General features: G+C 40.1%; 8 protein-coding genes. 3 read left to right on the top strand and 5 right to left on the bottom strand.

Annotated elements, in window-relative coordinates; all coding sequences use genetic code 11:
• Window positions 1-162: 162 nt before the first annotated feature.
• From ABDJ41_RS06990 to ABDJ41_RS07000, 3 genes are all read left to right on the top strand, one after another.
• Window positions 163-1,002 carry an SDR family oxidoreductase gene (locus ABDJ41_RS06990; RefSeq protein WP_349785155.1) on the top strand — a complete coding sequence of 280 codons (840 nt, stop codon included), beginning with the start codon at window positions 163-165 and terminating at the stop codon, window positions 1,000-1,002.
• 61 nt (window positions 1,003-1,063) lie between these two features.
• Complete coding sequence (locus ABDJ41_RS06995) at window positions 1,064-2,449, top strand: MBL fold metallo-hydrolase (RefSeq protein ID WP_349785156.1); 1,386 nt, start codon at window positions 1,064-1,066, stop codon at window positions 2,447-2,449.
• Window positions 2,450-2,674: 225 nt separating this feature from the next.
• The gene (locus tag ABDJ41_RS07000; protein WP_349785157.1) at window positions 2,675-3,997 is read left to right on the top strand and encodes an OmpA family protein; all 1,323 of its coding nucleotides are present in this window, start codon (window positions 2,675-2,677) and stop codon (window positions 3,995-3,997) included.
• Between the two features lie 130 nt (window positions 3,998-4,127).
• Here ABDJ41_RS07000 and ABDJ41_RS07005 read toward each other — a convergent pair whose 3' ends face one another.
• From ABDJ41_RS07005 to ABDJ41_RS07025, 5 genes are all read right to left on the bottom strand, one after another.
• Window positions 4,128-5,027: a PorP/SprF family type IX secretion system membrane protein gene (locus ABDJ41_RS07005; protein ID WP_349785158.1), complete on the bottom strand. Its 900-nt coding sequence runs from the start codon at window positions 5,025-5,027 to the stop codon at window positions 4,128-4,130.
• Between the two features lie 43 nt (window positions 5,028-5,070).
• Window positions 5,071-5,829: a T9SS type B sorting domain-containing protein gene (locus ABDJ41_RS07010; RefSeq protein WP_349785160.1), complete on the bottom strand. Its 759-nt coding sequence runs from the start codon at window positions 5,827-5,829 to the stop codon at window positions 5,071-5,073.
• A gap of 44 nt (window positions 5,830-5,873) precedes the next feature.
• Window positions 5,874-7,295: a TlpA family protein disulfide reductase gene (locus ABDJ41_RS07015; protein WP_349785161.1), complete on the bottom strand. Its 1,422-nt coding sequence runs from the start codon at window positions 7,293-7,295 to the stop codon at window positions 5,874-5,876.
• Between the two features lie 85 nt (window positions 7,296-7,380).
• The gene (locus tag ABDJ41_RS07020; protein ID WP_349785162.1) at window positions 7,381-19,479 is read right to left on the bottom strand and encodes a hypothetical protein; all 12,099 of its coding nucleotides are present in this window, start codon (window positions 19,477-19,479) and stop codon (window positions 7,381-7,383) included.
• Between the two features lie 7 nt (window positions 19,480-19,486).
• The gene (locus tag ABDJ41_RS07025; protein WP_349785163.1) at window positions 19,487-22,765 is read right to left on the bottom strand and encodes a tail fiber domain-containing protein; all 3,279 of its coding nucleotides are present in this window, start codon (window positions 22,763-22,765) and stop codon (window positions 19,487-19,489) included.
• Window positions 22,766-22,770: the final 5 nt, after the last annotated feature.

A 22,770-nucleotide genomic window follows, 5' to 3' on the forward strand; every position in this document is an offset into this window, starting at 1 on the left:
TTTATAATTGATATTCTACCTATGATGATCTTTACCTAAAACTAGCGATATCCTTAACATTCTGTTTTGTAGTTTTGATTTTAAGGTCCATTTGGCTATTTTCATCAAAAAATCGTCTCTGCAAATTAAATAAAGTACAGTAGAGACCAATAAATCCATTAAATGAGTAATCCTATACCAATCAATAAAAAGACAATAAGTATTCTGGGGTGTGGATGGTTTGGGTTAGCATTGGCAAAAAACCTTGTACAAAAAGGATATAATGTAAAAGGTTCAAGCACAACTTTAGAAAAGCTTAATCTTCTTTCCAGTCATAAAATTCAACCATTCTTAGTCGACTTTAAAAAAGACAATGCTCACTATGATGCTAATTTTTTTAAAACTGACTTCCTATTTATTTGTATCCCGCCAAAAAGAAGTACATCGGAGCAATCTGATTTTTATTTTAAAATAGAACAGATTGTAAATGCTGCAATTAAGAACCAGATTAAGCAAGTCCTGTTCATCAGCTCAACGGCTGTTTATGGAGATACAAATGAGGTGGTAACAGAGTTAAGTATTCCAAAACCCGAAACCGCATCAGGAAAAGTGATGCTTCAAACAGAAAAATTACTCAATGCTCAAAAAGCCTTTACCAGTACCATCATCCGCTTCGCTGGTCTGGTTGGTCCTCAACGTCACCCGGGTAGATTCTTCGCTGGAAAAACGAATATCCCTAATGGTAAAGCACCTATTAATCTCATTCATTTAGATGACTGTATTGGTTTGAGCATTGCTATTCTTGAAAACGAAAACTATGGACATACTTTCAATGCCTGTGCTCCTGACCATCCAGATAAACAAGAATTTTATACTCTGGCAAGTATAAAAGCAGAGCTCAGTCCACCATTATTTATAGATGAATTGTTAAACTGGAAAAAAGTATCTACTATCCATACCGATCTGTTAAATTACAATTACCTTGTTAACAACTGGATAAATTGGCTCAATGAAGATAAATAAAATGAACAGCATACATACCTGTTAAAAAATGATAAATTGCCCTACTCAAGGATAGTAAAAAATGAAATTGACAATTTTAGGTGCGGCGGAACAAGTAACCGGAAGCATGCATCTGTTACAGATAAACGACTATAACATCTTAATTGATTGCGGTCTTGATTATGAAAAGGGTACTTTTCAAAATGAAAACTTACATTTCATATTTGATCCTGCCAGTATTGATGTAGTCATATTAACCCACGCTCATATAGATCACTCTGGTAATTTACCCACTTTAGTAAGAATGGGCTTTCATGGACAGATACTTTGTACACCCCCCACTGCAGAACTTACTGAAGTACTACTTTTAGATTCTGTAAATGTATTTTTAAGCAAACAGAATAAACGCTCCCGCTCCAGAAGATTTAAATCAGGACCAGCCCCTCTATATCTATATAAGCATGTAACTGAAACGGTTGATCGCTTTGTGACCATTAACTTTAATAAGGAATTCCCAATAAATGAAAATATATCTTTAAACTTTATCCCTGTCGGACATTTATTAGGTGCAGCAGCTGTAGTTTTAACCGTAAAGGAAAAGGAAGAGATAAAAAAGATAGCTTTCACAGGAGATATCGGTAGAAAAAACTATCCATTACTCATAGATCCTCAACCATTACCTCAGGTAGATTATCTGGTATCAGAATCAACATATGGAGGCAGATTACACAGCACAGGAGCTACATTAGAACAAAAACTGATTGAAACAATCACCGAAACCTGTATCAAATATCCCGGCCGCTTAATCATTCCGGCCTTTAGCATTGGAAGAACACAGTCTCTTGCTTATACTTTAAACAAAATATTCAATGAAAAGAAGTTACCTTTTGTAAAGGTTTTTATTGATAGTCCGTTAGCAGGTGCAGCTACAGAAATCTATCAGAAGTATGAAGACTACCTTAATCCTGAAGCTCAGGAATTTTATAAAAATCAAAAACTTCATTATGATTTTAAAGAGCTTTCCTATGTTAATGATAAACGGGAAAGTATGTCTGTAAGTAATTATCATGAGCCTTGCATCATCATATCTTCTGCAGGAATGCTTGAAGGAGGTCGTATACAAGATCATCTTTATTACAACATACAAAATTATTATTGTACCATATTGTTTATTGGTTATTGTGCTAAAGGCACATTGGGAGACAGACTTTTAAGAGGCGATCCTATTATCAAATTAAGAAACCGAGACCTTATGGTTTATGCTACCATTAAGCAAACGGACCTACTAAGTGGTCATGGTGATCATAACGATCTTGTAAATACAGTTAAACAACAAGATCCAAATACTTTAAAAAAAGTATTCCTGGTTCATGGGGAAATAGATAGTATGAATAATTTATCAGAAGCGTTAAGACGAGAAAGCTATCAGGTAATTTTACCGAAAAGGAATGAAAGTTATGAACTCTAAGTCTCATCCTTTATTATTTTGTAGTAAATACTATACACATTTTTTGATTCGTTAACTATGCTTATCATTTTATAAAGCAATACAACAATCAAACTAATAAACTGAACATCAATTATTTAAAAATTAATAACTAAGAAAAATAGCTTTGGCAAGGTTATTACAAGTAGAGTAGATAATTGTTCGTTAAAAAATTAAAAAGAACAGAAACATTTAATAATTATAAATATGACGTCTAAAATTACAAAAACAGCTCTAGTGCTATCCCTGGTGGGGTTATCATCTTCAGTCTTCGCTCAAAGTCAGTCAGCAGGTAGATTCTCAGAACAACCATTCCGTACCTGGTCTGTTGGTATTCACGGTGGGATATTAAGTCAGAACACAATATTCAATGGAAAAGAACGTGATTTCCAATCGGCTAACGAAGGTAAATCTATTGGTTACGGTGCTTACATTAAAAAACAACTTTTACCATCTTTAGGTTTACAAGTTGATTTCCTTAGAGGTAAAATGGAAGGTCTTAGAGCTAATGATGGCGCAGGCTCATACATTGGTGGTTCTAGCTACGAAACTAAAATTGAATGGTCTGGATCATTAACAGCTGTTTACAACATTGCAAACATCAGCATCAATCAGGAAAATGCTGTGTTAATCCCTTACGCTAAAGCGGGTGTTGGTTATGGTGTTGCTGGTGCAACTACTACTAATGTTCCAGCTGCTGCTAATGAAGGTTACAAAGAGAGAGTATTTATTCCTGTTGGAGTAGGTTTCAAGTTAGGCTTGTCTAAAGGTATTAACTTAGACTTCGGTTATGATGTAAACTTTGTAAAATCTGATAAGTTTGATGGATTTGTATCAGGTTCAAAAAATGACAGATTCTCTTACGGTCACGTAGGTTTAGAATTTGCATTGGGAAGCAAAGAGAAACCTCAATTACAAAACTACAGCGCTTTAGCTAATCTGCGTAAGCAATCTAAAGAAGAGTCTGATGAGTTAAGAAGAGCATTATCTACTGCTGAGCAAAATGCTGAAAGAGACAGAGCTCAATATGCGAAAGATATGGGTGATGACGATAATGATGGTGTTGCTAACAAATTCGACAAATGTCCAGGTACTCCAACTGGTACAGTTGTAGATGGTTCAGGTTGCCCAATCAAAGTTCAACGTGAAATCATTAAAGAAACTAAAGTTGTTGTAACTGAAGCTGACCGTAAAGTTGTTGATGAAGCCATCAAAAACTTAGAGTTTGATTTAGGTAAATCGACAATCCGTTCTACTTCTTATGCTACATTAAACAAAGTTGCTGAACTATTGATCGCTAAAAACTTTAGCTTGAAATTAGCTGGTCATACAGACAACACTGGTTCAATGGCTTTAAACTTACGTTTATCGAAAGAAAGAGCTGAAGCAATCAAAGCTTATCTAGTATCTCAAGGAGCAAACGCTTCACGTATCGAAGCAACTGGTTACGGACCAAACCAACCTATAGCATCTAACAAAACTGCTGAAGGTCGTCAGAAAAACCGTAGAGTTGAGTTTACATTGTTTTAATCTATAAAACACAAGAATGAAAAAAGAGTGACTATTGGTCACTCTTTTTTCATTTATTAGATTTTCTTTCCTACTTACTCCTATTCTTTGCTTCAAAATCCCCGCTTGACAATCAATGTTTACAAAACTGTTATTCCTTTTTAAAAAGGTTAATCTTTAAGTTGATCTCAAAGTCCCCACCAGTCCTCATTCGATCACCAGCCAACTGATTGGTATAAAAACACTGGATAAAGTACTTATCATAATTTACACCAACCCCGAAAACCGAACTTTTATCACTGCGAAACATTCCCATGAAAGATAGGACATTGTTTTCCAGCTTCAGGTTTGTTCCCAGATCCCAAATACCTTCAATGTCTTTTGCCCCTCTAAAACTAATTTTAGGCTCAATAGATACAACATCCAAACTAGTGCCTATCTTATAAGACATTGCTGCAAAATAAGTTGCCCCATCAACCATATTCAATTCATCCTTTTGCAAAAACTTGGACAAATTTGGTAAAGCACCCTGAATTGTAAATCTTTCATTGGTATAAGCAATACCAAAATCACCATCAATAAAAGCACCACGCTGGTTAAAACGCTGCGCTAAAATATCATCTGGAGCTGCAATAATCTTTTCATTATTCAGACTCTCTTTCATCATCCCTAATGAAAGACCAAAGTGTAAATGCTTATTTTCACCATTCAAAGGCAAATGATAGGCATAACTTCCCATTACTCGCGTACGACCAATTATACCGGCCTTATCATTGTATACGGTAAGTCCTACCCCAACCTTTTCAAAGCGATAATCTCCACTAAAAGCCATAGTAACCGGAGCCCCCTCAACGGTCCTCCATTGGTTGCGATAAGCTAGATTAATATTTAAACCATTATTCATTCCCGCAAAAGCCGGATTACTGATGTACTGATTTTCGTAATACTGTGTTCCTAACGGTCTTATTTGTCCAGAAACGGAAAGTGCAACAGTTAAATTCAGTAACAATCCTGCAGCAACAAACAACCTCCTATTTCTTATATTCTTCATAATCAAAATTTCCTTCATTCTATTCAACAAATCCTTCTTTCTATTATTCCCTTACAATAGAAATAAATCCAGTCTTTTTACCTTTGCCAGAATCTAAAAACAACACATAGTAATAAGTATCTTCAGGTAGTGGATTACCATTAAACAAGCCACCCCAGGTATTATTGTAGCCAAAAGTTTCATAAACCAATCTACCTTCCCTATCGTAGATCTTCAATTCATTATTTGGATATAAGTGAATGTTTTTAACAATCCAGGTGTCGTTCACACCGTCACCATTAGGTGTAATCATATTATTTGCAATCAGATCTGTATATGGAGCAATTCCAGGGATATCTGAACTAACTGCGGTTAAATCAGACAGCATAATGTTATTTGTAAAAAGCTGTCCAATTGACCGCTCTTCGTCATTCACTACGCTTTCCTTAACCAGTAAAAAGTCTTTAAAGTTATTGCTCGTCGTTTTGGAATAAGCTAATAATAGATTTTTCGCCTCATTACCGTTCAATTCAAGATTCTCATAGTTAATTGCCAATTCACCTTGAAAAGTAGCAGGCCTACTGAATCTGTACATACGTTGAATGCTGTTATACTTCGGCCAGATCACCGTATTATTATGTTTAGTAAGACTAAAGTTATTCATTCTCCAATCGCTGTATGGCACCATGGTTAAACCCTCGGTATGAAATACCGTACCTTCCAGAACAAAAACACCTTCTGATCCTACCTTTAACTGAGCCTGAACATCAGCATTCACAGAAAGTAAAAAGCCAATAAATACAGATGTAATTTGTTTTTTCATTTTCTAATATTTTAATTTCTTAATCTCCGTTAATCTATTGCCCATTATTTGATTGCAGCTTCCAGCTGTTCAACCGTATCTGGTAATGCTACAATCTTGTTGGTACTTGTTTCTACCAACACCATCATTGGAGTAGACAACACAAAATAAGCCACAGCTTCAGGACTTCTGATCCCCTCAGCTGCACGTTTATGTTTAAAAGCAGTGAGTGTAATTTTTGCTTTTTCCCAGGCAGGGATTTCCGTTTCTGTTTCATCAAGGCTAATGGCAAAAACATCCATCGTTTCCCTTATGGAGGCAGACTGATACCATGGGTGCAACTTGTCAACCAATTCCTTACAATGCTGACAGTCGGCCGACCAAAACAGCACCAGTTTGTATTTCGCTTCAGTTTTAAACTGCTGAAATTTTACTGTAGCACCTGAAGCTAGTTTCCAGTCAAAATCAGGTGCGATTGAGCCAATGACTAAGCTTTCCAAGCCTTTTAACCTTACCTCAATCGCTTTCCTCCGGCTTGTTAAACAGCGTGGGTCATTCAGATAAGGTTCTAGCATTTTAATCCCTGCAGCCATGTTAAAGCTTTCAAAACCGGTATAGAAATAATCAACCATCCAACCATAGACTAATGGATCTCCCAAACGAGCTTTCTCAATCGCCCTTTTGCCTGCAAGCGTAAATAATGAATCACGTAGTTCAATGGTGGTCGACATAGCTCCATAAATATTTACATACTTATTCATCCAGTCTTTCATTTCAGTAGTTTTAATGATTATCGGATTTTTAAAATCCATACCATCAAAGTAATTTTCAATAACACTATTCATCCTGTCTTTTTCCGTGCCTTTCCAAATATTTGGACCTATGTGCTGAAAAACAAAAGTGCTACCCACAAAAGTCTTTTTATGTAGTATAGTTTGAGTATTAATCCATTTGTTATACGCCAAACGTCTACGTTCATATTCTTCCGTTCCAGCTAAAAAAAACTTCGATTCCGGCTGGTCGTATCCCATTAAAAAATTCTGCAACAACCCAAGCTGTTCTCGTCTTTTTAGGTTGTCGCCAACAAAAGCTGCACTCACATTATTCTCAATTTCCCCTTTTTGAAAATAGGTGCTATCTGGATGATATAAAGCTTTAGGCCGTGCCCAAAGTTCCAGGTTCTGCATATTGACAATGATGCGTTTTTCGGCAGGATAAGGATTACTGCTTTCCTTTTCCTGATAATCAAAACGCAATACAAACTCACCAGGCAATTGTTCTTTTGGAATATTCAACACAGCTGCCTCCCCATTATTAACAGATGGATTTTCGGCAATTGTTTTTATCGAAGCTCCTGTTAAAGAAAGTAATGTAATCTTGCTCTTAGCTACACCAGACAAATGTATTTTTAAGCTGATGTCTTTACTCTGCCCATTCGCATTTAACCCCAACAAACCAACAAAAGCAGCTGACAGTATCGTTTGCATTAATCTTTTTCCTATCATCTTTATATTTATTATTCTATTCAATTCTCAATATTTTAAAATCACCCCAGGTTCCTAACACTCCTTTTTAATCTTTAATACATCTAACAGGCATTGCAATTGCTCTATTGGAAGTAGTTGCAGCAGTTCCATTAAAAGAGTGCGCATTACCGCCATTGGCGATGTAAAGGTTAGCCCAGAAAGTCAGTGCCGTACCTCTTTCTTTAGGCATACCATCTTCTTTTGCCAGGTATCCTGCAGCATGTAATTTCAATTCCGATCTAAAAGGATCTCCAAAATTTCTCCAGAATTGAGGTGGTGCAGCAGCAGCAGCCCATTCTGTTTGCGATGGGATTCTCCATCCCCCACCCAACAACTGAGTACAAGGATCTAAAGCAGCAGCCCAACCTGCATTTCCACTTAGTGATGTCACCCAGGTAATGGCCGGGCTACGACTTAATCCATCATGTTTATATCCTTGCAAACGATTAAACTGCCAGTACCAACCCGCAGAAGCCTCAGTAGCATCATCCGCAGTACTAGCTATCCTATCCGAACCCAGGTTTTGGGTAATCCAGCATTTAGCCGCACCACTTACATTACTGCTTATGGTTTGATAAGTAACCGTTTTATCAACCGCAGCGCCATTTACACCAGCAACATGCGTTACTGTAAATGGGTTACATATTTTAAAGCTGCTAACCACCGGGCTATACGCTGTGCCCACACTGTTAGTTGCAAAAGCACGGACGTAATAAGTAGGCCCCTCAGTAAGTCCAGCAATTACAGCAGATATATCGCCAGTTCCTGTAGCATCATTAAGTACGTTATTAGCAGTTGTTGGAATACCCGAAGTACCCCAAACAAAACCTCTTGCTGTAACCGGTGCCCCACCATCATTCGTTACAGTAGCAAAACCTTTGGCAGAGTTACTGGTCATATGAGCTGTACGCATATCAGCATTCGTAACTGAAGGAATACTTTTGGTAACCGCATCACGTAAGCATCTAATAGACATGGCAATTGCTCTGTCAGCAGTATATGAAGCCATACCATTAAAGGCATGTGCAGTAATGCCATTGGCTATGTAAAGATTGCTCCAGAAATTACTCACAGTACCTCTGCCATTTAATGAACCATCGGCCTTAGCCAGGTTACCAGCAGCATGCAGTTTAAGTTCCGATTTAAAACCATCCACAATGCTCTTCCAATTTTGCGGTGGCGCAGCCGCCGCAGACCATTCTGTTGGCGTTGGAATACGCCATCCGCCTCCAAGCAACTGAATACAAGGATCTAATGCCGCATCCCAGCCGCCATTACCACTTAGCGAGGTTACCCAAGGAGTGTAAGCCACATTAGGTGTACGATCGGTACCATCATGCTGATAAGCCTGTAGCCGGTTAAACTGCCAGTACCAACCTGCCGCAGCATCGCTGGTATCATCAGCAGCATCAGCTCCCCTATCGGCTCCCAGATTCTGAGTAATCCAACATCTTGCAGCACCGCTCACATTACTGCTCACCGTTTGATAGGTAACAGTTTTATCAACCGCGGCACCATTCATACCAGCTCTGTGAATTACCGTAACCGGATTACAAATTTTAAAGCTACTTACCGTCGGACTATAAGCCGTTCCTAAACTGTTTGTAGCAAAAGCGCGAACATAGTAAGTTGGTCCTTCAATCAAACTTACAACTAATCCTGAAATATCACCAGTGCCATTACCATCCGCAATTAGATTGTCTGCAATAGTAGGTGTCCCAGTAGTATTCCACACAAAACCTCTGGTCGTTACTTTAGCACCACCATCATTCGTTACAGTAGCAAAACCTTTGGCAGAATGATGAGTCATTTCTGCAACAGGCACATTCACATCAGTTACTGATGGAATGCGTTGTGTAACGTTATCTCGCAAACATCTGATCGGCATAGCAATTGCCCTATCCATTAGACTAATTGTAAAGCCATTATTTAATGAAGTAGAATTGCCGGTATTAGCTGTGTAATCACTACCCCAATAATTAAATGCAGTTCCACGTCCGTTTAATGAACCATTAGCTTTAGTCAGGTTACCAGCAGCATGTAATTTAAGTTCAGAATTAAAAGCATCAGCAATGCTCTTCCAGTTCTGTGGCGGATCAACTACAGCTCTCCATTCGGTAGACGTTGGTATTCTCCATCCTCCGCCTAATAACTGCACGCAGGGATCAACAGCTGCAGCCCATGGCGAGTTCTCAGTAATCGAAGTCACCCATGGGATATAAGCAATATCAGGTGTACGGTTAGTACCATCATGCTGATAGGCCTGTAATCGATTAAATTGCCAATACCAGCCCGCAGCAGTTTCGCTCACATCATCCATAGCATTGGCTCCTCTGTCAGCACCCAGATTTTGGGTAATCCAACATTTAGCGGTACCACTCACATTACTACTTACTGTTTGGTAAACTACTGTTTTGTCGACAGCAGCTCCATTCATACCAGCCTTGTGAATAATTGTTACTGGGTTACAAATTTTAAAGCTACTCACAATCGGACTATAAGCTGTCCCTTGACTGTTAGTAGCAAAAGCGCGTACGTAATAAGTAGGGCCTTCAATCAGATTTGCAATTACCCCAGATATATTGCCAGTACCAATACCATCAGCAACCACATTGTCAGCAACGGTAGGCAGACCAGTAGTATTCCAAACAAAACCTCTTGCCGTTACTTTAGCGCCGCCATCATTCGTTACAGTAGCAAAAGTCTTAGCTGAGTCCTTCGTCATTTCTGAAACTGGAATAGTAGCTGTGGTTACAGATGGAATACTTTGCGTAACTGCATCACGTAAACATCTGATCGGCATAGCAATCGCCCTATCCATCGTACTAACGGTAAATCCATTGTTCAATGAAGTCGAATTGCCAGTATTAGCTGTATAATCACTACTCCAATAATTAAATATTGTCCCTCTTCCATTTAAGGAACCATTAGCTTTAGTCAGATGACCTGCCGCATGTAATTTAAGTTCAGAATCATAAGCGTCTGCCATACTCTTCCAGTTTTGAGGAGGAGCAACAACAGCACGCCATTCCGTAGATGTTGGAATCCTCCAGCCACCACCCAATAACTGTACACATGGGTCAACTGCCGCTGCCCAAGGTGAGTTCTCGGTAATGGATGTAATCCACGGGATGTAAGCAATATCCGGTGTACGAACTGTACCATCATGTTTATAACCTTGTAAGCGGTTAAACTGCCAATACCAGCCAGCATTGGCTTCAGAATTATCGTTCAATGCATCAGCTGTTGCAGATGCACCCAGGTTTTGTGTAATCCAGCATTTAGCCGTACCACTAACACTACTGCTTACCGTTTGGTAAGTCACAGTTTTATCGACAGCAGCACCATTCATTCCTGCTTTATGAATAATTGTTACCGGGTTACAAATTTTAAAGCTGGTAGTCACCAAACTATAGGCAGTACCTATACTATTTGTTGCATAAGCTCTAACATAATAAGTTGGTCCTTCTTCCAGATTGGCCATCATTCCTTCCATGATACCGGTACCTGTCCCTAGTTTAATCACATGATGAGCAGTAGTTGGTGCACCAGTCGTATTCCAAACAAAACCACGTTCCGTTACTTTAGCACCACCATTATTAGTTACTGTTGCCGTACCAGTAGCAGAATCTTCAGTCATACCCGACACAGGGAAAAGAACTTCACTAACAGAAGGAATGCTCTTCGTCACTGCGTCACGGATACACCTGATCGGCATCGCAATTGCCCTGTCCATAGTACTTACTGTAAAGCCATTATTAAGTGAGGCGGACACTCCCGTGTTAGGTGTATAATCGCTACCCCAATAGTTAAAGGCTGTTCCACGATCTGTTAAATCACCTTTCAGTTTACTCAAGGTACCAGCTGCATGCAGGTTAAGTTCAGAAGCAAAAGCATCGTTCACATTCTTCCAGTTTTGAGGTGGAGCAACTACCGCACGCCATTCCGTAGAAGTTGGTATTCTCCAACCTCCACCTAGTAACTGCACACAAGGATCAACTGCCGCTGCCCAAGGTGAGTTCTCACCAATAGATGTAATCCATGGCACATAGTCCAGGTTTGGTGTGCGCTCAACGCCATCATGTTTGTAACCTTGCAAGCGGTTGAATTGCCAATACCAACCAGCAGACTCTTCCGTGTTATCATTTACTGCATCTGGCATATGGCCTGCACCTAAATTCTGAGCCAGCCAGCAAGCTGCTGCACCAGTAACACTACTACTAATGGTTTTATACGTAACCGTTTTATCAACAGCAGCCCCTTTTAAACCACCTTTATGAATTACTGTAACCGGGTTACAAATTTTAAAGCTGGTGGTAAGCGGACTATAAGCAGTACCTTCGCTATTGGTAGCGAAAGCACGAACAAAGTAAGTATCTCCCTCTTCCAGATCAGCTAACAAACCTTGCATGATACCAGTTCCTGTTCCCAGAGGAATAACATTATGAGCAGTAGTAGGCGTACCTGTTGTATTCCATACAAAGCCTCGGACAGTTACTTTTGCACCACCATCTTTGGTTACTGTAGCCGACCCGGTAGCCGTTTCTTCTGTCATTTCCGAAACAGGGAAGCTCACATTACTTACAGAAGGGATACTTTTCAATACACCATCACGAATACAACGAATTGGCATTGCAATCGCCCTATCAGTAGTACTTACCAGATGGCCATTGCTAAAGAAATTCGATATACCAGTATTCGCACGGTAATCGCTACTCCAATAATTATGATCAACACCTCTACCAACTAAATTGCCATCAACTTTAGCGAGGTTACCCGCTGCATGAAGTTTCAATACAGAGGCATAACCATCAGCAGCACTGGTCCAGTTTTGCGGAGTAGCAGCAGCAGCCGTCCATTCTACAGCTGTAGGCACATGCCATCCGCCACCTAATAACTGTACACAAGGGTCTGTTGCAGCCGACCAACCAGAGTTTTCGCCAATAGAGGTAATCCAAGGTACATAATCCAGATTTGGTGTACGAGTTGTCCCATCATGTTTATAACCTTGCAGCCTATTAAACTGCCAATACCAACCCGATGCATATTCACTGGCATCATTTAATGAAGTTGCTTCCTGACTAGCTCCAAGGTTGCTGGTAATCCAGCATTTAGGTGCACCAGCCATTGATAAGCTGACCGCCTGATAAGTAACTGTTTTATCAACCGGAGCACCAGCCAAACCAGCAGTATGAATTACACTAACAGGGTTACAAATTTTAAAGCTTTGCATTTCCTTACTATAAGCTGTACCTGCACTATTGGTCGCATAAGCACGCATATAATAAGTTGGCCCATCTTCCAGATCAGCAGCAAGGCCCGTAAAATCACCTATTCCGGCACCACTTGCTATGGTACTATCGGCTAAGGTAGGGTTCGTTTTAAAGCTCCATACAAAACCTCTTGAAGTGACTTCAGCTCCACCGTCATCCGTGACTTCTGCCAAAGCTGTAACACTATTTAGTGTCATATCACCTAGCTTCGTAAATACCACAGTAGGCAACACAGCCATAGAGGTAAAAGTTTCCTGCTGACCATAAGCTGTACCTGCTGTATTGGTAGCATATGCACGAACATAATATTTAGTGGCCACAGACAAAGGAGATAAATTGCTAGAAAATATTCCTTTACCCGAACCGTTAGCTGTTTTAGAAGTTAAATCAATAGTTGGCTCTTCTGCTGTATCCCACACCACTCCTCTTGCAGTTACCCCCCCCCCACCATCGCTGGTAATTTCACCACCTCCAATAGCCGAGGTACTTAAAATATTGGCTACAGGAGAAGTAGTCAATACAGGAATATCAATAGTTCTTAAGCTATCAATAAGACCATAACCAGTACCCATAGCATTGGTAGCATAAGCTCTGAAATAATAAGTTGTTCCTTTAACAAGATCAGTAATTGCACTGGTAAAACCACCGTTTCCAGTGCCATTTACTGTCTTCGCAGAAGTGTCAATACCTAAGTCTTTAGTCGTACTCCAGATTACCCCTCTTGCAGTCACCACCACACCTCCATTATTGGTTACATTACCTCCTGCATTGGCTCCGGTAGCAGTGATTCCACTGGCTTTAGTGGTAATTACAGTTGGAACATCAGGAGTAGTTAAACTCACTGATTTCAGACTATAACCTGAACCAATAGCATTGGATGCATATGCCCAAACAAAATATTTAGTAGCAGGAAGGAGATCTGGAATAGTCCCTAAAATATCAGTTCCGGTGTTACCTGTAGATAAATGCTGATCAGGTGCCAAAGGAATAAAATCTAAAGTATTCCAGGCAAAACCAAAATCCGTAATAGCAGAACCACCATCAAACACTACATTCGCTTTTGCATCTACAGTTTTCAAAGTAGCATTACTTAGTAAAACGTTACTCAGGCCTGGCACCACGGCCGAAGTCACAAAACTTACCTCATTTCCATAAGCTGTACCTACACTATTGGTTGCAAAAGCACGAACATAATAAGTTGTTCCAGGGATTAATCCTGCAAACACATTTTCAAATATGCCATTACCTGCTGTTCCATTCACAATCTTGGTAGGTAAATCTATTGTTGGATTAGAGTTAAGGCTCCACACCACACCTCTTGTTACTACCGGCATCCCTCCATCATCTGTCACATCACCACCTGCTTTTGCAGAATAGCCTTCTATATCGGTAACAGGAGAAGTGGTTAAAGTAGGTAACATCACCACATTTGATTTAAAGAAGGTTTCACTACCGTAATTTGTTCCGACACTATTCGTTGCATAAGCACGAACGTAATAAGTAGTATTAGGCGTCAGTTTGTTCATACTAGCTGTAAAACTACCAATGCCTTGCGTTACGTAATCAGTCGTTTTAGTACTCAAAGCAATAGTCGGATTACTGTAAGTACTCCAAACAATACCACGGTTAGTAATTGGTGTACGACCGTCATCAGTAATTTCACCACCACTTGTAGCGGTGGTAGCCCTGATATTAATTACAGGATCTGTGGCTGTCAAAGTAGGCAAAGCCAGGGTAATGAAAGACTCTTCCAAACCATAGGCCACACCAATACCATTAATGGCATAAGCCCGTACATAATATTGGGTATTAGGCAGCAACCCTGTCATGCGACTCACAAATTTACCTTCTCCTAAATCCAGGTCACTTGTTTTAGTGCTCAGGTTAATTGTAGGATTCTGATCGGTACTCCAGCAAATACCACGTTTGGTAACCAGTGCGCCTCCATCATTGGTAATTTCGCCACCGCTTGTAGCAGTAGTCCCTGCAATATCCGTCACCTTATTGGTAATCAATATCGGCGAAGTAGCAAAAATGGCTATCGTTAATTGGTTACCATAAGCTGTACCTGCACTGTTTACTGCATAAGCACGATAATAATAAGTTCTGCTTTTCTCTAAGCCATACAGTTCTGAAATAAAAGTTCCCATTCCCTGTCCATCTGAAGTCCTGAAAACAGCGTCCTTAGCGGGATCAAAGTTTGCTTTCGGACTAAACACGATACCACGTTCTGTAATTGCAGCGCCACCATCTTTCGTAATCGTACCGCCTGCACTTGCTGTAGTATTCGAGGTAATGACCGCATCACTACTGGTTAAAGTAGGTACAATTGGCGTTGTGGTAAAGCTAATCTCATTACCATAAGCTGTACCAATCGCATTTGTTGCATAAGCACGTACATAATATGTGGTTATGGGTAACAAGCCTGATAGCTTACTTGTAAATATTCCGGAACCAATATCACTGGTTTTGGTAGCCAATCCAATAGTAGGATTTGGACTGGTGCTCCATACAACTCCCTGTGTCGTTACCGGAGCATCTCCATCACTGCTGATTACCCCACCACTCATTGCAGTGGTTCCATTGTTAGCCGTAATATTAATGGTAGTTAAGATTGGCAAAGACTGTGTGGTAAAGCTCAACTCATTTCCATAAGCTGTACCAACACGGTTACTGGCATAAGCACGTACATAATAAGTTGTACCCTCAGTCAATCCTGTCAGCTGACTAGGAAAAGTTCCTTTACCCTCACCTGTCTGGGTAGTTTTTTGAATACCCGGATCAGTAATCTTAAAATGAGGTACTGTACTCCAGTAAACACCTCTGGTTTCGGCAGTAACCCCACCCTCATCAGAAATGGCACCACCACTATAGGCTCTCACACCTGTAATTCTGTTTGGAACAACTGTGGTTAGTACTGGTAAAGTTGGTGGATAAGTGGTAATACCTATCTGCTGACCATAAGATGTACCTGCAATGGTTATTGCATAAGCTCTTATATAATATTTTGTATCAGGGATCAGATCTTCCAATAAACTGTTATAACTACCTATTCCACTTCCGTTATTTGTTCTTTTCAATGATGTAGAAGTAGGATCAAAATTCTCAACTGTACTCCATATTACCCCTCTACGGGTTACCGGAGATCCACCGGAATCAGTTACCGTACCACCAATTGCAACAGTGGTATTGGTAACCAGGTTTGGTGAATTGGTTACTACCACTGCCATATTTGGCGTAGTAAAGCTCAATTCTTCACCATATGAAGTACCAGCGATGCTCACTGCATAAGCACGTACATAGTAAGTCGTACCTGGGGTTAAGCCTTTCATCTGACTATAAAAAATACCTTTTTCATAGCCCGTTTCAGCAGTTCTTTCATTGGTCACCGTTGCCGGGTCAAAGCCTTGATTGGTACTCCATACCAATCCTCTGGTACTGACTAATGCCCCACCATTACTGGTAATATTCCCACCACTATTTGCCGTAGTACCAGTCACATCTGTTATTTTAAGGGTAATGACAGTAGAGGGTACAGGCGGAGGAGTTGTAAAATGCTCTTGCTGACCATATGCTGTGCCTGCAAAATTGGTAGCAAAAGCACGTATATAATAAGTTGTAGAACCAAATAAATCAGTTGCATTTGCAGTAAAATTACCTGAGCCAGAACCTGCAACCATATGTTTATCTGCTGTTGTTGGATTTTCAGCTGTACTCCAGCAAATACCATTACTGCGGATATAAGAACCTCCGTTACTGATGATGGTACCACCACTAGTTGCAGAAACACTTGTGATAGAACCAGGAATAGGTTTAAGCGTAGTTAGTACCGCCAGACTTGCTGTTTTAAAAACTACTTCTTGTCCAAATACCAAACCTACAGCATTCTCTGCATAAGCACGCACATAATAGACCGTACCAGGTGTTAGTCCAGTAATGTTACTTGAAAAATTACCTTGTCCACTTTGTGTTGTTTTATTTGGAGAAGAAAGGTCTGGAGTAAAGCCAGAAACCCTGCTCCATACTACTCCGATTTTCGACAATAAAGCTCCACCATTACTTAACAATACTCCACCACTAAGTGCAGTACTTCCGGTAATATCTGTAGCATCAACAGTTTTCAAACTAGGTGCTATAGGTGGGCCAGTAATAAAACTCACTTCATTCCCATAGGCAGTCCCTGCCCTGTTGGTTGCATATGCACGCACATAATAAGTGGTGCTTCCTAATAGTCCACCAATGTTATGTATAAACGATCCAATCCCTGTTCCGCCCTGCGTTTTAGTATTTAAGGCAATAGTTGGATTTTTTGAGGTGCTCCAAACAATGCCACTACTGGTTACTTTATCACCACCATCACTAAATATATCACCACCACTTACAGCTCCGGTACTGTTCACCTGACTAGCAGCAGTTGTGATTAACGAAGCTATGGTATAGGTTTTAAAAACAACCTCTTCACCAAATTCAACACCAACGCTATTTATAGCATACGCCCTAACATAATAGGTTTTGTTGGGTGACAAACCAGTAATCGGACTAGTAAAATTCCCTGTTCCACCTGCTACCTGCGACTTATTCTGGCTGTTTAAATCAGGTGTAAAACCTGGCGTTAAACTCCATACTACCCCTCTTGCAGTTACCTCTGCACCGCCATGACTGGTCACTTCACCACCACCAGTAGTACTAGTACCTGCTGTTCCATTAACTGCGGCAGTAATTACGCTCGGTTTTACAGGTGCCGCTGTGGTTACTTCTACAACATTTCCATAATTTGTCCCTACATAATTGGTTGCATATGCACGTATGTAATACGTAGTACTACCCATCAGATTTTTCAATATCGCCTCAAAGCTGGTCCCATTAACCGAAACATTAACATGCGGATCAGTTATATCCGGATTGTTTGTCGTATTCCAGCATATACCCTGAGTATTTATAGGCATTCGTCCATTGTCAACAATATCTCCACCACTGGTAATGTTTGTACTACTCACATCTTTTCCCGGTTTGGTAATCAGATCTGGCAGCTGTGGTGTTGTAAAAACCATTTCATCACCATATGCAGTACCAAAACTGTTAATGGCATAGGCGCGAACATAATAAGTTGTACCCGGCGTTAAGGAAGTCAGGTAACTGTGAAAAGTTCCCGTTCCGCTTCCTGTAACTTTTATTTCTGTCTTAGTGCTTAAACTTACATCCGGATTCGGAGAAGTGCTCCAGCAAATCCCTTTTTTGGTAATCAATGATACCCCATTACTGGTAATGTCTCCTCCACTTAAAGCAAGCGTCCCATTATAACCAGCAAACCAGCCATCACGATGACTCGCTGCATCATAGTTATAAGGCTTTATTGTGGTTAATGTAGGTAAAGATGTCGTAATGAAACTAGATTCACTGCTATAACTCGTTCCAATAATGTTTTTTGCATAAGCCTTTACATAATAAAGTGTACCGGGTTTTAAACCAGTAATATTGCATACAAAAGTTCCAATATCGGTGGGGTTAACTTGTGTCGACGGACCATGTATTACATTTATCCGATCTGTACTCCAACTCATTCCTCGTTCCAGAACGGGCTCACCACCGTTATTGATAATGGTTACTTCGCTGACCGCTGATACATCGGTAATGTCTACAATCTTAATGTTAGGCGAACTCATTACCGGTGCGGTTGCACTTGGGGTAGTAAATATGATCAGATTTCCATAAGCCTTCCCCATTACGTTTACCGCATAAGCACGAACATAATAGGTTGTATTTCTCAAAAGATCTGTCAACCTGCTCGGGAAAGTTCCAACTCCAGAACCGTCTGAAGTAATTACAGCGTTAGGATCTAACTCCGGGTCGCCAACGGTGCTCCAGGTTATCCCCCTTGCGGTAATTGGGGCACCGCCATCACTGCTGATAAAACCACCACTATTGGCACTTACAGGAGTGAAATCACTGATATCAAGAGTAATGATGGTTGGTGCGGAGGCTAAGGCACTGGTAAAGGTATACTCATCACCATAGACAATACCAGAATCATTTATGGCATAAGCACGAACATAATAAACTGTATTGGCTTTTAAGCCAGAGATAATACTTGGAAAAATACCTGTGTCCGGTCCAACAACCGGATATTCAGTCTTTGTACTTAAACTAATGTCTGGGTTTGATGACGTGCCCCAGCATATCCCCTGAGTAGTTACAGTCGAACCACCATTATCCTTAACGTCAGCCCCACTATGTGCTGCAGTATTGGTTATTTTATGAGGAGGAATAGTTGCTATGATAGGTAAGCAAGTAATATCCTGCCATCCGATTCCATCGTAATATCGTATAGATTTACTAACAGCATTGATGTATATAGCGCCAGCAGATAAGCCCAGCGGAATTGGATTATCACTTAATACAGGCAGCCTCGAGATCCGCAGACCATTATTGGTCGAGAAATCACTGTGGATAGTAAAGCTACCTTTACCATATAATTTAGCAACTGATGTCCAATCGTTCCCATTATACACCATCATGGTGTTATCAGTTTTCGAGTAATAAATACCTCCTGAAGGAACATTCCCTGTAGGTTGATCGGTTAAGGAAGATAGATAAGGTATACCTGTTTTTACTTCCAGATAATTTTTAACAGTTGATGAATTGACGTTACTACTACATAATGTTTCCCAACCTGCCCCACCATAAATCATTGGCTGCCTATCTGTATTGCTATAGATGAGCATTCCTTGAATTGGTGATAAAATAGCTGTTGGGTCTATCGACGGAAGATGAGGAATACCGCCAATGACCCTAAAATAATCTTGTGCCGTAGCTGTAAACCCGGTAAAGATTAAAAGAAATATGAATTTATAAAAGTGTAAACGTCCCTTCAAAATATTATTATTTCATTTTTTTAAGGATGCTGTTGATTTGTTCCTGCTGTTGATCTAAGCGGTTTTTCAAGGCATCAATTTCTTTTTGCTGTTCTTTTACAGCTTGTATCAATATTCCGGTTAACTGTGTATAATCTACTTTCAAATAACCATCCGCACCTTTGGTTACCATTGCAGGGTATACTTCTTTCAGTTCTTGTGCAATTACCCCTATTTTAATACCTGTGGCATATTTGCGCTGATCTTTGTAAACAAAGCTTACTCCCCTGATCTGGTTGATTTTTTGCAATACACTTGTTAATGTTTCGATCTGTGTTTTTAAGTTTCTGTCTGATGGCGTATTGAAGTTTCCATTTACAGTAACATCTTGTCCAAAACTGGCATTACCCTGTGTATCAAAACTTAAACCTTCTCCATCTCCACCTTTGTTACTTACAGAAAATACGGATAGCTTCAGGTTTTCTGTTGCCATGTGATTACCTAGATTATCTTTTCCAACAGGTAATGAAGATGTTGCAGCTGTAATGCTGGCATCTACATATTTCTTAGTTGCGGCATCCTGATCTGCGGTAGGTTCATTCAAATTGATTAATTTAAAGTTCCCCATAGCCACATCAGCCTGTGCAGAACCAAATCCACTTAAGGGAACATTATTTTTAGCTGTCGAAACTGCTATGCCTTCCGGGCTACCCACATACAAGTGTCCATCTGAAAGCTTATTGTCAACCGGTACCCATTCCTTACCATTAAATACGTATAAACGGTTATCATTCGTATTGTAAAAAGTATCACCGGGTTTTGCGGTTGAACTATCTGGGGGTGTCGGCCCAGTTGGTGTTTTTGATGATTTTGAATCTACATATTTCTTGGTTGCAGCATCCTGATCTGCTACCGGGTCTGTCAGATTGCTGATTTTAAAATTAGCCGTTCCGTCGCCCATTTGCACATCCGCATTTGCAGCAGCAAAATCACTGAATGGTATAGCATTTTTTGCGATAGCTTTAGCTTTATTAGCGACATCACCAACCAGAATATGGTCAGTTGGTAAATCCAAAGAACCAGGAGTCGATGTTTTTGAATCCACATAGTTTTTTGTAGCTGCATCCTGCTCAAATACCGGGTCGGCAAGTTCTGAAATATTAAAACGCTGTGCTGCATCACCCATATAAATATTGTCCATTGCTTTAGCAAAACCGCTGATGGCGATGTTCTTTTTTGGTGTTGCAATTGCTTTCCCATTTGTATCTCCTAAAAACATATTGTCTTTCGCTAATGAGAGTAAATCAGATGGTGTTTTAAACAAGTCATCTACATACTTTTTAGTTGAGGCATCAGTATCGGCAATAGGATTTCCGAGGTCATTTAGTAAAAAACCACCCATAGAAATATTTGCTACCGCAGCAGCAAATCCACTCATCGGAATCGTGTTTTTTTGTACATCCGCAGCTTTACCATTAGCATCACCTATAAATAAATTTCCAGTGGTCAGACTAAGGTTTGCCGGACTAATGATCTTTTCATCTACGTATTTCTTGTTGGCAGCATCATGATCTGCTGTTGGTGCAGCAAGATGGTTTAGCTTAAATGTCCCCATCGATACATCTGCCACTGCGGCCCCAAATCCACTTAATGGAATCATATTTTTAGCCGTTACAACTGCAGTATTCAGATCTCCACCTACAAACATACTTCCTTTAGTCAAGCTTAATGTGGTTGGACTAATCACTCTGGTATCTACATAATTCTTTGTAGCGGCATCCTGAGCTTGTGTAGGATCTGCCATATGGGTGATTTTAAAATTGCCTCCTGCAGCTCCAGTACCCATAGCAACATGTGCCATCGCTTTGCTGAATCCACTAATAGGAATCATATTCTTATTGACTGCTACAGCTTTGTTTGAGGCGTTCCCCACAAACATATGCTCATTTGATAGTGCCAATAAGGATGGATTCGTTAATAATGCATCTACATAGCCTTTAGTTGCTGCATCAGAACTTATTGACGGACTACCCAGATTTACTATTTTAAAATTTGTTGTTCCATCTCCCATCGAAATATTGTCCATAGGATTTCCAAATCCGCTTAAAGGGATGTTGGATTTGTCTAATTTTTCATCGGTAATTGCAAGATCTTTTATCGTTAGTTTACCTGTAGCGGAGATCGTAGCATCACCAGATAGTGGTACAGATACCGCAATGTTGGAAGTATTTCCGACAAAGATATGTCCATTTTTAAGCGTATTTTCTACAGGAACCCAATTTGTTCCATTGAAAACAAAAAGCCTGTGCTCTGAGGTATTGTAAAATAGGCTACCTTCTCTTATTGTAATGGCCATCGGATCAGGGTTTACCGGCCCTTTTGGTACCGATCCATTGATAGACACTTCTATCCACTGTCCAGAATTATCATATACGTACAATACATTCTCAACTGTATTGAAAAACATATCTCCTGGTTTTGCCTGACCAGGTAATTCAACTCCTGGACCACCAGGTATAGATGCACTGCTGATTTGCGTCCATTTCCCATCATCGCTCATCATGTACAATTTCTTTTCCCCTGTAACGAAAAAAACATCACCAAACTTTGCAGAAGTTGGCAATGCTGATATAGTAGTTGGGCTGATCCAAGTACTACCATTATATATGTATACCTGGTTGTCCCAATAAGAAACGATTAAGTCGCCCTTATTCCCCGCTGGCGCAGAGGTGACGGGCGAAGAATAATCAACCGGAATAGATCCTTTGGGAATCGAGACCCAACCACTTGCTGTTAATCGGTACAATGTTAAGTCACTGGAGTTATATACTACATCGCCAACTGTACCTGAGGATGAAGGTAGTGTTGTACCTGCAGCATAGCTAGGTATAGCGTTATCTATAGATATAGTTCCTGTGTTTAAAGAGTTGGTTAATACCGTTGCAGGCGTGTTGGTTGTGATTAGAGGAAAACCACTTATTGTCGGTCTGTATACCATACCTGCCCCTATTACAGGTGGATTAGCGTCAAAAGACCTGGTATTTGTGATTACCTGAGCTCCAGCAAATGAAACTGTCAAAATTTCAAATGTATTACCAGCAGCATCAATAATCCTGTCGCCCACCTTTACCTGGTTCGCCGAAAAATTGGCATCCACAAAATCACCAGTGATATCAAATTTTCCTGAACCTGCAGAGTTTATATAGGTAATGGTAAACTGGCCGTTAAGCTGTTTAATAGTTTGTGCGTTTAGCCCTGAAGATAAACACATTAGTAAAATCAGGATAAGACAGTATCTGAATTTCATCTTAA

Origin of the sequence: Pedobacter sp. ASV1-7, from assembly GCF_040203335.1 — a bacterium.
Taxonomy (GTDB): domain Bacteria; phylum Bacteroidota; class Bacteroidia; order Sphingobacteriales; family Sphingobacteriaceae; genus Pedobacter.

Coding starts and splice junctions, on each gene's coding strand:
- ABDJ41_RS07025 (WP_349785163.1), bottom strand. CDS start 22,765: ATGAAATTCAGATACTGTCTTATCCTGATTTTACTAATGTGTTTATCT.
- ABDJ41_RS06995 (WP_349785156.1), top strand. CDS start 1,064: ATGAAATTGACAATTTTAGGTGCGGCGGAACAAGTAACCGGAAGCATG.
- ABDJ41_RS07000 (WP_349785157.1), top strand. CDS start 2,675: ATGACGTCTAAAATTACAAAAACAGCTCTAGTGCTATCCCTGGTGGGG.
- ABDJ41_RS07005 (WP_349785158.1), bottom strand. CDS start 5,027: ATGAAGAATATAAGAAATAGGAGGTTGTTTGTTGCTGCAGGATTGTTA.
- ABDJ41_RS07015 (WP_349785161.1), bottom strand. CDS start 7,295: ATGCAAACGATACTGTCAGCTGCTTTTGTTGGTTTGTTGGGGTTAAAT.
- ABDJ41_RS07010 (WP_349785160.1), bottom strand. CDS start 5,829: ATGAAAAAACAAATTACATCTGTATTTATTGGCTTTTTACTTTCTGTG.
- ABDJ41_RS06990 (WP_349785155.1), top strand. CDS start 163: ATGAGTAATCCTATACCAATCAATAAAAAGACAATAAGTATTCTGGGG.